Origin of the sequence: Roseomonas marmotae, assembly GCF_017654485.1 — a bacterium.
Lineage (GTDB): Bacteria > Pseudomonadota > Alphaproteobacteria > Acetobacterales > Acetobacteraceae > Pseudoroseomonas > Pseudoroseomonas marmotae.
This window is the reverse complement of sequence record NZ_CP061091.1, coordinates 757,501-772,000: the sequence shown is the minus strand read 5'-3', so window position 1 is coordinate 772,000 and position 14,500 is coordinate 757,501. Positions and strand designations below refer to the sequence as shown.

Annotated in this window: 12 protein-coding genes, 1 tRNA gene, 3 rRNA genes and 2 pseudogenes (1 of these 18 cut by a window edge); 4 read left to right on the top strand and 14 right to left on the bottom strand. The window is 65.5% G+C overall.

What is annotated here, in order from left to right; all coding sequences use genetic code 11:
* Positions 1 to 56 precede the first annotated feature (56 nt).
* Entirely contained in the window at positions 57 to 752 is a 696-nt protein-coding gene (locus IAI58_RS03645; protein WP_207447040.1) for a FadR/GntR family transcriptional regulator, read from the bottom strand.
* A gap of 147 nt (positions 753 to 899) precedes the next feature.
* On the opposite strand from IAI58_RS03645, the gene IAI58_RS03640 reads away from it, so the two are divergent.
* Entirely contained in the window at positions 900 to 2,681 is a 1,782-nt protein-coding gene (locus IAI58_RS03640) for a gamma-glutamyltransferase family protein (RefSeq protein WP_207447041.1), read from the top strand.
* Between the two features lie 102 nt (positions 2,682 to 2,783).
* Here the strand turns inward: IAI58_RS03640 and IAI58_RS03635 are convergent.
* The 4 genes and pseudogenes from IAI58_RS03635 to tnpA (IAI58_RS03620) all read right to left on the bottom strand — a co-directional run.
* A pseudogene (locus IAI58_RS03635) lies at positions 2,784 to 3,011 on the bottom strand (ATP-binding protein); the annotation flags it as partial.
* A gap of 41 nt (positions 3,012 to 3,052) precedes the next feature.
* Positions 3,053 to 4,224 (bottom strand): IS3 family transposase gene (locus IAI58_RS03630; RefSeq protein WP_207451582.1). Its coding sequence is split into 2 segments (ribosomal slippage): positions 3,053 to 3,960 and positions 3,960 to 4,224, totalling 1,173 coding nucleotides; the frame shifts between segments, so codons are not numbered across the junction.
* 63 nt (positions 4,225 to 4,287) lie between these two features.
* On the bottom strand, positions 4,288 to 4,470 hold the full coding sequence (gene tnpB / locus IAI58_RS03625) for an IS66 family insertion sequence element accessory protein TnpB (protein WP_207450346.1): 183 nt from the start codon (positions 4,468 to 4,470) through the stop codon (positions 4,288 to 4,290).
* Positions 4,467 to 4,862, bottom strand: coding sequence for an IS66-like element accessory protein TnpA (gene tnpA, locus IAI58_RS03620; RefSeq protein ID WP_208776017.1), 396 nt, complete (start codon positions 4,860 to 4,862; stop codon positions 4,467 to 4,469). Before tnpA (IAI58_RS03620) ends, tnpB (IAI58_RS03625) begins: the two co-directional genes overlap by 4 nt.
* A 130-nt stretch (positions 4,863 to 4,992) precedes the next feature.
* On the opposite strand from tnpA (IAI58_RS03620), the gene IAI58_RS03615 reads away from it, so the two are divergent.
* Positions 4,993 to 5,190: a hypothetical protein gene (locus tag IAI58_RS03615; RefSeq protein WP_208776009.1), complete on the top strand. Its 198-nt coding sequence runs from the start codon at positions 4,993 to 4,995 to the stop codon at positions 5,188 to 5,190.
* Here IAI58_RS03615 and IAI58_RS03610 read toward each other — a convergent pair.
* On the bottom strand, positions 5,171 to 6,391 hold the full coding sequence (locus IAI58_RS03610; protein WP_207451421.1) for an IS256 family transposase: 1,221 nt from the start codon (positions 6,389 to 6,391) through the stop codon (positions 5,171 to 5,173). The genes IAI58_RS03615 and IAI58_RS03610 overlap by 20 nt on opposite strands.
* A gap of 136 nt (positions 6,392 to 6,527) precedes the next feature.
* Here IAI58_RS03610 and IAI58_RS03605 point away from each other — a divergent pair, with 136 nt between their 5' ends.
* Entirely contained in the window at positions 6,528 to 6,725 is a 198-nt protein-coding gene (locus IAI58_RS03605; protein WP_208776009.1) for a hypothetical protein, read from the top strand.
* On the opposite strand, the gene IAI58_RS03600 is transcribed toward IAI58_RS03605, so the two are convergent.
* Positions 6,706 to 7,926: an IS256 family transposase gene (locus IAI58_RS03600; protein ID WP_207451421.1), complete on the bottom strand. Its 1,221-nt coding sequence runs from the start codon at positions 7,924 to 7,926 to the stop codon at positions 6,706 to 6,708. The genes IAI58_RS03605 and IAI58_RS03600 overlap by 20 nt on opposite strands.
* A gap of 99 nt (positions 7,927 to 8,025) precedes the next feature.
* Here IAI58_RS03600 and IAI58_RS03595 point away from each other — a divergent pair, with 99 nt between their 5' ends.
* Positions 8,026 to 8,295, top strand: a complete 270-nt coding sequence (locus IAI58_RS03595; RefSeq protein ID WP_207451419.1) for a hypothetical protein — start codon at positions 8,026 to 8,028, stop codon at positions 8,293 to 8,295.
* A gap of 3 nt (positions 8,296 to 8,298) precedes the next feature.
* Here the strand turns inward: IAI58_RS03595 and tnpC are convergent.
* The 7 genes and pseudogenes from tnpC to IAI58_RS03560 all read right to left on the bottom strand — a co-directional run.
* Positions 8,299 to 9,830 (bottom strand): annotated as a pseudogene (tnpC, locus tag IAI58_RS03590) (IS66 family transposase).
* Between the two features lie 46 nt (positions 9,831 to 9,876).
* On the bottom strand, positions 9,877 to 10,221 hold the full coding sequence (gene tnpB / locus IAI58_RS03585) for an IS66 family insertion sequence element accessory protein TnpB (RefSeq protein ID WP_207451417.1): 345 nt from the start codon (positions 10,219 to 10,221) through the stop codon (positions 9,877 to 9,879).
* Positions 10,218 to 10,619, bottom strand: coding sequence for an IS66-like element accessory protein TnpA (gene tnpA, locus IAI58_RS03580; RefSeq protein WP_207451415.1), 402 nt, complete (start codon positions 10,617 to 10,619; stop codon positions 10,218 to 10,220). The genes tnpB (IAI58_RS03585) and tnpA (IAI58_RS03580) overlap by 4 nt, the downstream gene beginning before the upstream one ends.
* A gap of 303 nt (positions 10,620 to 10,922) precedes the next feature.
* A tRNA-Met gene (locus IAI58_RS03575) sits at positions 10,923 to 10,999 on the bottom strand.
* A gap of 49 nt (positions 11,000 to 11,048) precedes the next feature.
* Positions 11,049 to 11,163: ribosomal RNA gene (rrf, locus tag IAI58_RS03570) — 5S ribosomal RNA — on the bottom strand.
* Between the two features lie 138 nt (positions 11,164 to 11,301).
* Positions 11,302 to 14,040 (bottom strand): 23S ribosomal RNA (locus IAI58_RS03565).
* A gap of 403 nt (positions 14,041 to 14,443) precedes the next feature.
* Positions 14,444 to 14,500 (bottom strand): 16S ribosomal RNA (locus IAI58_RS03560) (it continues 1,430 nt past the right edge of the window).
* The 16S, 23S and 5S rRNA genes sit together here with 1 tRNA gene alongside, the layout of an rRNA operon.

Below are 14,500 nucleotides of genomic sequence, written 5' to 3'. Positions count from 1 at the left end.
CTGCGAGGCACTGCTCGCTTAGTGGTTGCACCCGTGTCGGCGTCATGGCCCGCGTGTTAGTTCCGCGGTTCCAATGGATCGTCCCAGCCGGCGCCCTCGCTCTGGATGGCGAGATGGACCGATTGAAGATGGGCGCGCATGGCGCGCTGCGCCGCTGCGGCATCGCGTCCGGCGATGGCGGCGGAGATCGCCTGGTGCTCCAGCGCCGAGGCCTGGCGCATGGGCGGCGTGGTGATGGCGGCGCGCAGCCGTCCCCAGTCCGTCATGGCGCGGCTGGCCTCGACTTCCTCGAAGGCCGCCAGCAGAAGCGGATTATGGCAGGCATGGGCGATGGCGCCGTGGAAGGCGCCATCCCACAACCCCCAGCTCTCCTGGTCCCGGGTCTCGGCGCCACGCCTGACAGCGCGGGCAATGGCTTCCACATCCTCCGCCGTGGCCTTCATGGCGGCCAGCGCGGCCAGCGCGGGCTCCAGCGTCAGGCGCGCTTCCATGATGGTCAGGGGTGTGCTGGCCTGGGCGCGTGGCTCCGGCCGCGCCATCCCGGCGGGCTTCGGCCCCAGGAAGGTGCCCTGGCCCACGCCACGCCAGATGCGGCCATGCAGTTCCAACTCGCTCAGCGCCTCACGCAGGGCGCGGCGGCTGACACCGAGCAGGGCGGTGAGTTGGCGTTCGGGCAGCAGCCGGTCACCCGGCATCAACCCTGCCTCCCGGAGGTAGGTCTCGAGCCGGTCGGGCGCGTGGCGGGCAGACATGGGACCTTTACTAGATTAGTCCGAATTTCTGGGCAAGATATTCCGGCTTCTCCTTCGACCTTTACTGCCGTAAACAATAGCAGCGCCCGAATGGCGCGATATCGATTGGGACCAATCGTGATTGGTTCCAGGTTGGGAGCCGCGCGCATGTTCACCACCCGTCCTGAGATCCGCGGCACCTTCGGGGCCGTGGCCACCACCCACTGGCTCGCCAGCGCCGTGGGGATGTCCGTGCTTGAGCGGGGCGGCAATGCCTTCGATGCCGCCGCCGCCGCAGGCTTCGTGCTGCAGATCGTGGAGCCGCACCTGAACGGGCCGGGCGGCGAGGTGCCCATCATCCTGAAGCGCCATGGAGCGCCGGAACCCCTGGTGATCTGCGGCCAGGGCCCCTTCCCCATGGCCGCCACGCCGGAGCGCTTCGCGGAACTCGGGCTGCGGCAGGTCCCCGGCACCGGCCTGCTGCCCTCCGTCGTCCCCGGCGCCTTCGACGCCTGGATGCTGCTGCTGCGCGACCACGGCACCTGGACCCCGCGCGCCGTGCTGGAAGCCGCGATCGGCTATGCCGAGGATGGCTTCCCCGTCCTGCCCCGGGTCTCGGCCTCGATCCTGCCCGCGCGCGAATTCTTCCCGGCCGAATGGCCCAGCTCGGCCGAGATATGGCTGCCCGGCGGCGAGGTGCCGCGCCCCCGCGCGCGCTTCCGCACCCCGGCCATCGCCGCCACCTACCGCCGTATCCTGGCCGAGGCCGAGGCCGCCGGCGCGGACCGTGAGCGACAGATCGAGGCGGCGCGCGACGCCTTCTACCGCGGCTTCGTGGCCGAGGCCGTGGACCGCTTCTACCGCACGGCGGAGCTGATGGATTCCAGCGGCCGCCGCCATGGCGGCCTGCTGCGCGCCGAGGATTTCGCGCGCTACCAGGCGCGGGTGGAGCCGACCGTGTCCCGCAACTATGCGGGGGTGACGGTGCACAAGACCGGCCCCTGGGGCCAGGGCCCCGTCCTGCTGCAGACCCTGCGGCTGCTGGAAGGCTACGACCTCGCCGGCATGGACCCCGCGGGGGAGCAGTTCGTGCATACGGTGGTGGAGTGCATGAAGCTCTCCTACGCCGACCGGGAGGTCTTCTACGGCGACCCCGACGCCTCGGACATCCCGCTGGAGACACTGCTGTCGCGCGAATACGCCGACCGCCGCCGCGCCCTGGTGGGCGAAGCCGCGTCTCTCGACCTGACGCCGGGCGACCTGCCCGGCGCCGCCGATGCCATGCGCCGCATCCTGGCTATGGCCGGGGCGGAAACGCCGGTCGGCATCGGCTTCGGCGAACCCACCTTCGCGCCGCTCCCCGTGGAATGGGGGGACACGGTGCATCTGGATGTCGTGGACCGCTGGGGCAACATGGTCTCCGCCACGCCCTCCGGCGGCTGGCTGCAATCCTCCCCCGCCGTGCCGGGCCTGGGCTTCTCCATCTCCACGCGCGGGCAGATGGGCTGGCTAAAAGCCGGACTGCCCAGCGATGTGCGGCCGGGCACGCGCCCCCGCACCACGCTGACGCCCACCCTGGTGACGCGCGACGGCGAGGGATATCTGGCCATGGGCACCCCGGGCGGCGACCAGCAGGACCAGTGGACGCTCGCCGTGCTGCTGCGGCGGCTGCACCACAAGCTCGACCTGCAGGCGGCCATCGACCTGCCGCTCTTCACCAGCAAGCATTTCCCGCAGTCATTCTATCCCCGCACCTTCGAGCCCGGCCGCCTGCTGGTGGAAGACCGCTTCGGGCCTGGCGTCATCGCAGCACTGGAACGCCGCGGCCACCGCGTGAAGGTGGAAGCCCCATGGTCGCTCGGGCGCGTCTGCGCGGTGGGGCGGGAGGACGGCTTCGTTATCGCTGCGGCCACGCCGCGCCTGATGCAGGCCTATGCCATCGGCCGCTGAGGCGGCCGGGAAGATCGCTGCCGCATTCATGAACCATCCCGTTTCTGGAATCCGTCCAGAACGGCGCTCAGGAATGCGCCGACTGGGATGACCCCGGGAATGGCCCTCCGCTTCAGCCGGCGAGAGGATATTGACTAATTCCACTGTGGAGAAGAACCGCACGCGCTTGCGGTGATGCTCGACCGCCTGGACACCGAGCGCGGTTGCGACATGGGTCTTGCCGGTGCCTAGCCCACCAACCAGCACGATGTTGTCGGCGCTGTCCATGAAGGCACCGGCATGCAGCTGGCGCACCAGGGCCTCATTGAGCTGGCTGCTGGCGAAGTCGAAAAAAGCCTGACCAGCCCCCATCGACTGGTCCGGGCAAGATTTTAGTGGATCATGGGCAGTGGCGGGGTCGATGAACCGCTGGAACCGGGATGGGACATGGGCCCGGCTTCTCCTGGCATGATCACCTCCGGGGCGGGTGGTCTGTAGCCGAGCGAGGAATGAGGGCGAGCGGTGTTGTAGTGCACCCGCCACTGCTCGATCAGCACCCTGGCTTCGGCCAGCGAGTTGAACACCTCGCCGTTGAGCAGCTCATCGCGCAGCTTGCCGTTGAAACTCTCCACGTAGCCGTTCTCCCAGGGGCTGCCGGGATCGATGAAGGCGGTCTTCGCGCCCACGCCGTGTATCCAGCTCTGCACGGCCTTGGCCACGAGCTCAGGGCCGTTGTCCGACCGAACATGCGCGGGCGTGCCGCGGGCGATGAACAGGTCCGTCAGCACGTCGATGACGTCGAAGGAGTTCAGCTTGCGCGCCACCCGGATCGCCAGGCATTCGCGGGTAAACTCGTCCACCACGTTCAGCATACGGAGCTTGCGCCCGTCGCGCGTCCGGTCCTCCACGAAGTCGTAGGCCCAGACATGCTGCGGACGCTCGGGGCGCAGCCGAATGCAGGAGCCGTCGTTCAGCCAGAGCCGTCCGCGTTTGGGCTGCCGGCCCGGCACCCTCAGTCCCTCACGGCGCCAGATGCGCTCCACCCGCTTGTGGTTGCAGCACCAGCCCTCCACCCGCAGCAGCGCCGTGATCCGCCGGTAGCCGTAGCGGCCGTACTGCCGGGCCAGGCCAGTGATCGCCGCCGTCAGCGTCGCCTCGTCGTCCGGCAGACCTGGCGCCTGCCGCTGCGTCGAGCGATGCTGGCCCAGCACGCGGCAGGCGAAGCGCTCCGAGACGCCCAACGCCGCCCTGACATGCCCCACCGCCGCCCGACGACGCGCGGCGCTCAGAAGTTTCCCGAGGCGGCTTCCTTCAGCACCAGCTTCTCCAGCGTCAGATCCGCCACGGCCTTGCGCAGGCGGCCGTTCTCCTGCTCCAGCTGCTTCAGGCGCTTCACCTGGTCCAGCTTCAGGCCCCCATACTCCGACCGCCAGCGGTAGTACGTCGCCTCCGTGACCCCGATCACCCGGGCACCCTCGGCCACCGTCTTGCCCTGCGCCACCAGAACCTCGACCTGGCGCAGCTTGGCCACGATCTCTTCCGGCTTGTGCTGCTTCTTCGCCATCTCCGGCCCCTCTCCGCGTCCACCAATCTCACATCATTGGCGGTCCACTTCTAAGGGGGCAGGTCAGTCGTGCCAGACGATCTTTATCAGGTCGCCTCGGCGGCCCCGGAAAACGTAGAGATCGCCGGCATGAGGGTCACGCCCGAGCGCCTGCTGTACCTGCAGCGCCAGGCCGTTCATGCCGCGCCGCATGTCCGTATGGCCCACCGCCAGCCAGACCCGGACACCAGAGGAAACCGGGATCATCCGCGCAATGCCGCCATTACGCGCCGCAACGCGGTGGAGCTGATCGCCTCGCTGACGCGGATGACCGTGCCGTCCGGCAGGGCTATTTCGATCCGGCCGGCGGCGATTGTGTCGAGCACCGCCGGTGCAGCCGCCGGTACCACACCGACCTTGGAGGACGGCGCCGGCAGATCCGTCGTGACCTGCAGCGGCATGAACATGGGGGCAGGCTCGGCCACCAGCATTCCCTGGCGCGCCTGCTTGCGCCAAGCCCACAGCACGCTGCGGCTGACCTCGTGCTGGCGTGCCACTACGGCAAAGCACGCCCCGGGACGTTCAGCCTCCGCCACGATCCGGAGCTTGTCCTCCACCCGCCATTGCCGCCGCCGCTCGACGCCGCTGATGATCTCCATGCTCCAAACCGCCCCCGTCCTTAACAATGGTAACCGTCGTCTGATCCCCATCCAGCTCAGCGCTTGACGTGCCCTGCTGCCCTGGCGGTCTGTACCGGTTATCCTGCATGCCGGTTGGAGGTTGAGGGGGATGGCGGGCGAAGACGATCTCCGGGAGCGGCTCCGCAAGATCGAGGCGTTGATTGCGGGTGCAGGAACGGCGGGTGAGCGGGAGGCGGCCGGGGCGGCGCTGGAGCGGGTCAAGGCACGCCTGGCCGAGCAAGCGGGACTGTCAGGAATTTCGTGTGCGGCGGAGCGGTTGAACATGCTCAGGCCATGGCGCGAGTGAAGCGCTCGCCGAACAGAACGGCGAACTGCGCCTTAGCCATGGACCATTCCCGCGGCGGCATGGTCCACTCCTTCTCCGCCCGGTGCAAGACCAGAAACAGCAGCTTCAGGGCGGCCTCATCCGTGGGGAAGTGCCCTCGGCTTCGAACTGCACGGCGCAGCTTCGCGTTCAGCGCCTCAATGGCATTGGTGGTGTAGAGGAACCGTCTGATTTCGACGCTGAATGCGTAGAACGGCACGACCTCGGTCCAGGCGCGGCGCCAGCTCTGGCCAATGGCGGGATATTTCTGGCCCCAGAATTCTGCTTCAAAGGCAGTCAGGGCCGCTTCGGCGGCGGCGGCATCCACGGCCTGGTAGATCGCCTTCAGCGCCGCGGCCACGGGCTTGCGGTCCTTGTAGGCGACGAAGTCCAGGCTCTGGCGCAGGAGGTGAACAATGCAAGTCTGCACCACGGCCTCCGGGAACACTGCCAGGATGGCCTCAGGGAAGCCCTTCAGCCCGTCTACCACCGCCAGCAGCAGGTCCTCGACACCGCGGCCGCGCAGCTCGTTCATCACCCGCAGCCAGAACTTCGCACCCTCATTCTGCTCCAGCCACAGGCCCAGGATCTCCTTGCCACCGTCGGCCCGGACGCCCAGCGCGATGTGCACCGCCTTGTTGCGGACAAGGCCCTCATCCCGGATCTTCACCCGCAGGGCATCGAAGAACACCACCGGGTAGACGGGCTCCAGCGGCCGGTTCTGCCAGGCGCTGATCTCGTCGAGCACGGCATCCGTGACAGCGCTGATCAGGTCGGGCGAGACCTCGATGCCGTAGAGTTCGCGCAGGTGGCCCACGATCTCCCGCGCGCTCATGCCGCGGGCGTACATCGAGATGACCTTGTCATCGAAGCCAGGGAAGCGCCGCTGGTACTTGGCGATCAGCTGCGGATCGAAGCTCGCCTGCCGGTCGCGTGGGATCTCCAGCGCCAGCTTGCCACTGTCAGTGACCACCGACTTCCGGCCATAGCCGTTGCGGCTGTTGCCTTCACCACCCTCTCCGGCCAAGTGGTGGTCCATCTCGGCGTTCAGCGCCCGCTCGGTGAACGCCTTCTTCAGCTCATCCAGCAGGCCGCCCTGCTCGAAGGCCGTTCTGGCGTCCGCACCGGCCAGCAACTGGTCCAGGATCGCATCCGGGATCCGCGGCTCTTTCCGTCGGGCCATAGGGGGTCTCCTTCTTCCCTACTATGCCCCGCCACGTAACCGTCGTCTGATCCCCATCCAGCTCAGCGCTTGACGTGCCCTGCTGCCCTGGCGGTCTGTACCGGTTATCCTGCATGCCGGTTGGAGGTTGAGGGGGATGGCGGGCGAAGACGATCTCCGGGAGCGGCTCCGCAAGATCGAGGCGTTGATTGCGGGTGCAGGAACGGCGGGTGAGCGGGAGGCGGCCGGGGCGGCGCTGGAGCGGGTCAAGGCACGCCTGGCCGAGCAAGCGGGACTGTCAGGAATTTCGTGTGCGGCGGAGCGGTTGAACATGCTCAGGCCATGGCGCGAGTGAAGCGCTCGCCGAACAGAACGGCGAACTGCGCCTTAGCCATGGACCATTCCCGCGGCGGCATGGTCCACTCCTTCTCCGCCCGGTGCAAGACCAGAAACAGCAGCTTCAGGGCGGCCTCATCCGTGGGGAAGTGCCCTCGGCTTCGAACTGCACGGCGCAGCTTCGCGTTCAGCGCCTCAATGGCATTGGTGGTGTAGAGGAACCGTCTGATTTCGACGCTGAATGCGTAGAACGGCACGACCTCGGTCCAGGCGCGGCGCCAGCTCTGGCCAATGGCGGGATATTTCTGGCCCCAGAATTCTGCTTCAAAGGCAGTCAGGGCCGCTTCGGCGGCGGCGGCATCCACGGCCTGGTAGATCGCCTTCAGCGCCGCGGCCACGGGCTTGCGGTCCTTGTAGGCGACGAAGTCCAGGCTCTGGCGCAGGAGGTGAACAATGCAAGTCTGCACCACGGCCTCCGGGAACACTGCCAGGATGGCCTCAGGGAAGCCCTTCAGCCCGTCTACCACCGCCAGCAGCAGGTCCTCGACACCGCGGCCGCGCAGCTCGTTCATCACCCGCAGCCAGAACTTCGCACCCTCATTCTGCTCCAGCCACAGGCCCAGGATCTCCTTGCCACCGTCGGCCCGGACGCCCAGCGCGATGTGCACCGCCTTGTTGCGGACAAGGCCCTCATCCCGGATCTTCACCCGCAGGGCATCGAAGAACACCACCGGGTAGACGGGCTCCAGCGGCCGGTTCTGCCAGGCGCTGATCTCGTCGAGCACGGCATCCGTGACAGCGCTGATCAGGTCGGGCGAGACCTCGATGCCGTAGAGTTCGCGCAGGTGGCCCACGATCTCCCGCGCGCTCATGCCGCGGGCGTACATCGAGATGACCTTGTCATCGAAGCCAGGGAAGCGCCGCTGGTACTTGGCGATCAGCTGCGGATCGAAGCTCGCCTGCCGGTCGCGTGGGATCTCCAGCGCCAGCTTGCCACTGTCAGTGACCACCGACTTCCGGCCATAGCCGTTGCGGCTGTTGCCTTCACCACCCTCTCCGGCCAAGTGGTGGTCCATCTCGGCGTTCAGCGCCCGCTCGGTGAACGCCTTCTTCAGCTCATCCAGCAGGCCGCCCTGCTCGAAGGCCGTTCTGGCGTCCGCACCGGCCAGCAACTGGTCCAGGATCGCATCCGGGATCCGCGGCTCTTTCCGTCGGGCCATAGGGGGTCTCCTTCTTCCCTACTATGCCCCGCCACACACGAAATTCCTGACAGTCCCGAGCAAGCCCGCCGTGACCCGGCCGTGGAGCAGCAGTTCTCAATGCCGGACAGCTGGTCCCGGCAGCTCTTCGTCGCCCTCTGCCGCCGCTACGGGCTGAGGCCCTATCGCTACCCTCGCCAGAAGCGCACGACGGTAATGCTGCGCGCGCCCAAGGGCTTCCTCGATACGGTCCTCTGGCCCGAGTTTCTGGAACTGGAGCGGGCGCTGCGGGCGCATCTGCAGGGCGTGACCACGCGCATCATCCACGACGCGGTCCATGCCGATACCAGCGACGCGGAGGAGGTAAACCCCGCCTTGCCGGGGCTCTGATGGCTACGCCGCTGCGGCGGTGTCCCGGCCCCAGGTCCAGGGGAGAAGGGCATCAAGCCCGTTCGAGCGCACGTCGCCGCGGACCATCCGCTGCAGCACGTCGGTCAGCCAGGCCTCGGGCTCAACGTCATTCATCAGGGCCGTCCGGATCAGCGTCGTCGCGATGGCCCAGTTCGCGCCGCCTGCCTCACTGCCTGCGAACAGCGCCGCCTTGCGGGTGACGGCCACGGGCCTGATCTGCCGCTCCACCGTGTTTGTATCCATCTCCAGCCTGCCGTCCTCAAGGAACCGCACGAGACCGCCCCAGTGGCGCAGGCCGTAGCGGATGTCCCCGGCGAGCTTGGAGCCCTGGCTGAGGCGATCCAGCTGCGCCCGCAGCCAGATCTCGAGGGCGGCGACCAGCGGCGCGCTCCTCTCGCGACGGATGGCGCGGCGCTGCTCCGCCGAGCGGCCCCGGATCTCGCGCTCGATCCGGTAGAGCTCCCCGATACGCAGCAAGGCCTCGGCGGCGATGGGCGACTTCGTGCCCGCATGGACCTCAAAGAACCGTCGGCGCAGGTGCGCCCAACAGAAGGCCAGCGTCACCGAGCCGTCGCGGCGCTCCCGCCGCATGGCCTTGAACCCGTCATAGCCGTCGACCTGCAGCACGCCTCGGAACCGGCCGAGATGAGCAGCGGGTCGCGCTCCCTTGCGGTCCGGCGCGTAGGCATAAGCGACCGCAGGAGGAGCCCGCCCAGCCAGGGGCGGTCGTCGACGGCATAGGCCCAGAGGGCCCCCTTGCGGGTTCGCCCGCGACCGCGCTCCAGGGTGGGAAGTGGCGTGTCGTCGGCGAACACCCGTCCCTGTTTCCTGACATGCTCCAGGACCCGCTCGTAGAGAGGCCGGAGCCACCAACAAGCTGCCCCGACCCAGTCGCAGAGGGTCGAGCGGTCGAGCCTCACCCCGCTGCGGCGGAGGATTGCCACCTGGCGGTACAGCGGCAGGCCGTCGCCGTATTTCGAGACGAGCACATGCGCCAGCAGCGCCTCGGTCGGCAGACCGCGCGTCACCGCGTGCTCCGGGGCAGGCGCCTGATGAACACCGCCCACGCAGCCACGACAGGCCAGGCGCGGGCGGACGGTCACCAGCACCCGCAGCCTCGCGGGCACGACGTCGAGCCGCTCTGACCGGTCCTCGCCGATGACGCGCATGTCGCTGCCGCAGCAAGAACAGGTCCGGCTGGCGGGTTCCAGCACGCGCTCCACTCTCTCGAGGTGCGGCGGCAAGGCGCCGCGGTTCCGGCGCGCCGATGGGCGTCCGCGAGGGCCATCCTCCCCCGGCGCATCGTTCGCGGGCGGCGGGGGTGGCACGTCGCGGCCAAGTGCAAGGACAAGCTGGCCGGGATCGATGCGCTCGGCACTCTGGCCGAAGCGTGCGCGGTTGAGCGCGTGGAGCATGCCCTCGAGTGCCGCGATCCTCGCCTCGGCGGCAGCCAGCGCAGCGCGCAGGAGAACCACCTCCGCGTCCGCCCCGTTCGTGTCATCGGCTGCTGTCACGCAGGAATCGTCGCAGGCCGCGCCGCGTCGGTGCAAGCGAAAGCTGCTACGTCGCGCTCGGCCGCCACACCCGCTGTGGGTTGCGCCAGTCCAGGCCCTCGAGCAGCATCGAAGTCTGCGCCACCGACAACGCAATCCTGCCGGTGTTCGTCACCGGCCACTGGAAGCGGCTCCGTTCCAAGCGCTTCTGGAAAAGGCACAGGCCTTGACCGTCATGCCAGAGGCATTTCACCAGATGGCCCCGGCGCCCACGGAAGAGATAGACCGCACCCGAGAACGGATCCTCGCCGAAGGTGGTCTGCACGAGAGCGGCAAGCCCGTCCATGCCACGCCGCATGTCCGTCACCCCGCAGGCGAGGAAGATGCGTGTGCCCGGCGCGGGACCGATCATCGCCTCTCCAGTGCCGCAAGGACGCGCCGAAGCGCCGCCTCGTCTACCCCGGCATCAACACGGACGACGACACCACCTGGAAGCGCGATCTCGATCCGTCCGTCACCAGGCAGCGAGGCGGCCTCAGCAATGACGGCAGGCGCATTCTCGCAGGGGGCTTCCTCCGCTGCGATCGCAGGGAGCCCTGGCGTGATCGGCGCCGGGGTGACCGCCATCAGCAGCTCGCGTCGCCATGTATAAAGCAGTCCCGTGCCGATCCCCCAGCGCCGTGCCACATCGACCGCGGTGACTGTGGGGTCCATCGCCTCGGCGACGATCCGCAGCTTTTGCTCGGGGCTCCAGCGGCGGCGCCGTTCACCGCGGGTCACCACTTCCACGAATTCCGTACGGGCACTCATACGATCACTCATAGGAGTGCTCGCCTCCGTGCTCCCGACCAGATCCCCGTCCACTGCCTGCCCTCTCTCCAGAAGGCTCAATCCTCCTCCCCAGAGCTGTGCACCTCAACCATGGGGGTCAGACGACGCTTACTAACAATGCTCCTACGAGCGTCGATAAGATCAGAAGACAGATTTGGCCCCCTGCCAGAAGGCAGGCCGCCACCGGAGGGCTACGAAGTCTCTATGTGCGGACTTTGGACATGGCAAATCCGCCCTGTGCGTGATGCACTGGGGCGGTTTGGTATGTTTGTTATTTGATGTTGGATGCGGGGACAGGATTTGAACCTGTGACCTTCAGGTTATGAGCCTGACGAGCTACCGGGCTGCTCCACCCCGCGGTGGTGTGTGTATTTGTGCTGTTTGTTGGATGAACGGTCCGGCTTGGTGGCCCGGCGGCGACCTACTCTCCCGTGCCTTGAGACACAGTACCATGGGCGCTGGGGCGTTTCACGGCCGAGTTCGGGATGGGATCGGGTGTAGCAGCCTCGCGATGGCCACCGGGCCACCGAGCCGGATCGTTCTCCATTGGCAGCACAGATGCTGATGAATGGGAGTTGGTGATATCTGTATTGAGTGTTGAGTGAGTGTGTCGCGGTTGGATGCTGCGTGCGGTGTCGTGTTGCCACGACAGCGGTGCAGATGAATGAGATCGATCGGGCTATTAGGACCGCTCGGCTGAGGCCATTACTGACCTTTCACCTGCGGCCTATCGACGTGATGGTCTATCACGGCCCTTAGGGAGACCTCGTTTAGAGGCTGGTTTCCCGCTTAGATGCCTTCAGCGGTTATCCGTTCCATACTTAGCTACCCAGCGATGCCGCGGGCGCGACAACTGGTACACCAGAGGTATGTCCATCCCGGTCCTCTCGTACTAGGGACAGATCCTCGCAAGTCTCCTACACCCATGGCAGATAGGGACCGAACTGTCTCACGACGTTCTAAACCCAGCTCACGTACCGCTTTAATCGGCGAACAGCCGAACCCTTGGGACCTGCTCCAGCCCCGGGATGCGATGAGCCGACATCGAGGTGCCAAACCTCCCCGTCGATGTGGACTCTTGGGGGAGATCAGCCTGTTATCCCTAGAGTACCTTTTATCCGTTGAGCGATGGCCCTTCCACGCGGGACCACCGGATCACTAAGGCCGACTTTCGTCTCTGTTCGCGCTGTCGCGCTCACAGTCAGGCGGGCTTATGCCTTTGCACTCAACAGCCGATGTCCGACCGGCTTGAGCCCACCATCGCGCGCCTCCGTTACACTTTAGGAGGCGACCGCCCCAGTCAAACTGCCCGCCACGCAGGGTCCCGACCCCAGATAAATGGGGCTCGGTTAGATGCCAGAAAGGCGCAGGGTGGTATTTCAAGGATGGCTCCACCAAAGCTGGCGCCCCGGTTTCATAGCCTCCCACCTATCCTACACAGCCCCTTCCTGGCACCACTGCGAAGTTGCAGTAAAGGTTCATAGGGTCTTTCCGTCTGACCACGGGTACCCCGCATCTTCACGGGGAATTCAATTTCGCTGAGCCCATGCTGGAGACAGTGGGGAGGTCGTTACGCCATTCGTGCAGGTCGGAACTTACCCGACAAGGAATTTCGCTACCTTAGGACCGTTATAGTTACGGCCGCCGTTTACCGGGGCTTCGGTTCGATGCTTGCACATCTCCCCTTAACCTTCCGGCACCGGGCAGGCGTCAGACCCTATACGTCATCTCTCGATTTCGCAGAGCCCTGTGTTTTTACTAAACAGTCGCCACCCCCTGGTCTGTGCCACCCCACCCTGGTTGCCCAAGATGGGGTCTCGCTTATCCCGAAGTTACGCGAGTAATTTGCCTAGTTCCTTCAGCATGGTTCTCTCAAGCGCCTCGGTATACTCAACCAGTCCACCTGTGTCGGTTTCGGGTACGGACCATATGCTAGAGCTATTTCCTGGACCGATCCGGCAGCCCCTCCAATCCAATAAGGAGGAACAACGGTTCACGGCCGTCACTTCTAGCGGGCTCAGGAATATTCACCTGATTTCCATCGGCTACGGCTGTCGCCCTCGCCTTAGGGACCGGCTCACCCTGCGCGGATTGGCCTTGCGCAGGAACCCTTGGACTTTCGGCGAGAGGGGTTCTCACCCTCTTTGTCGCTACTCATGTCCGCATTCGCACTTCCGATACCTCCAGGAGCCCTCACGGGTCTCCCTTCGCAGGCTTACGGAACGCTCCGCTACCACGCATCATTGCTGATGCATCCACAGCTTCGGTAAGTGGCTTGAGCCCCGTTACATTTTCGCCGCAAAACAGCTATTAGACCAGTGAGCTATTACGCTTTCTTTAAAGGATGGCTGCTTCTAAGCCAACCTCCTGGTTGTTTTGGCCGTCTCACATGCTTTCCCACTTAGCCACTATTTGGGGACCTTAGCTGGTGGTCTGGGCTGTTTCCCTCTCGACAATGGACCTTAGCACCCACTGTCTGTCTGCCAGGTAGCACTCACCGGCATTCGGAGTTCGGTAGGGTTTGGTAGGACTTTGGGTCCCCCTAGCCCTTCCGGTGCTCTACCTCCGGCGGTGTTCGCCTGACGATCTACCTCAATAGATTTCGCGGAGAACCAGCTATTTCCGAGTTTGATTGGCCTTTCACCCCTAGCCACAGCTCATCCCCGACTTTTTCAACAGGCGTGGGTTCGGCCCTCCAGTGGGTGTTACCCCACCTTCAGCCTGGCCATGGCTAGATCACTCGGTTTCGGGTCTTCTGCCAGCAACTCAGCGCCCTGTTCGGACTCGCTTTCGCTGCGCCTACACCTAACGGCTTAAGCTTGCTGCAAACAGAAACTCGCGGACCCATTATACAAAAGGTACGCCGTCACCCTTGCGGGCTCCGACTGCTTGTAGGCGCTCGGTTTCAGGTCTCTTTCACTCCCCTTGTCGGGGTGCTTTTCACCTTTCCCTCACGGTACTTGTGCACTATCGGTCACCAAGGAGTATTTAGGCTTAGAGGGTGGTCCCCCTACGTTCAGACAGGGTTTCACGTGCCCCGCCCTACTCAAGGATCCACACCAGCCATACGCCTACGGGGCTATCACCCACTCTGGCCGAGCTTTCCAGCTCGTTTGGCTTAACTGATGCAGACCACTGGCCTGGTCCCCTTTCGCTCGCCACTACTCGGGGAATCTCTGTTGATGTCTTTTCCTCCGGCTACTGAGATGTTTCAGTTCACCGGGTTCGCCTCCCACCCCTATGTATTCAGGATGGGATCTCCATAAAGGAGGGGTTTCCCCATTCGGACATCCGCGGATCAACGATCGCTCGCATCTCCCCGCGGCTTTTCGCAGCGTGCCACGTCCTTCATCGCCTCTTGGTGCCAAGGCATCCACCGAACGCCCTTCTCATACTCATTCACCACCGCCCGCACGCAGGATCCAGCCGCGCCACAAGGGCGCCCCCGAACTCCGCATGTCCAATCGGACAGCAGCAACACCGAGAACACTCACTATCCCGCAGAGTAGTCAGCCCTGCAGGACTACACTCGATATCACCAACTCTTCTTCACCATGAGAAACAACAACAACTCCGCAGGATCCATCCTGGCGGAGCCGTCTTCTGGAAGCGACCCGGGCACAGGGCCTCAGGTCTCTCTCGCGTGCGTCAGCCCATGCCCCCCCCCGCGCCAGAAGGCGCCGCTCAGGGCAAAAGCCATGCAACATCGAGAGTGGAGAACGGAGCCCGTCATCGGGCAGGTATCTTAAAGGAATGGTCACAACCCAGGAGCATCCGCCCCCAGCGTCATGACACGATCCTTGAAAGGAGGTGATCCAGCCGCAGGTTCCCCTACGGCTACCTTGTTACGACTTCACCCC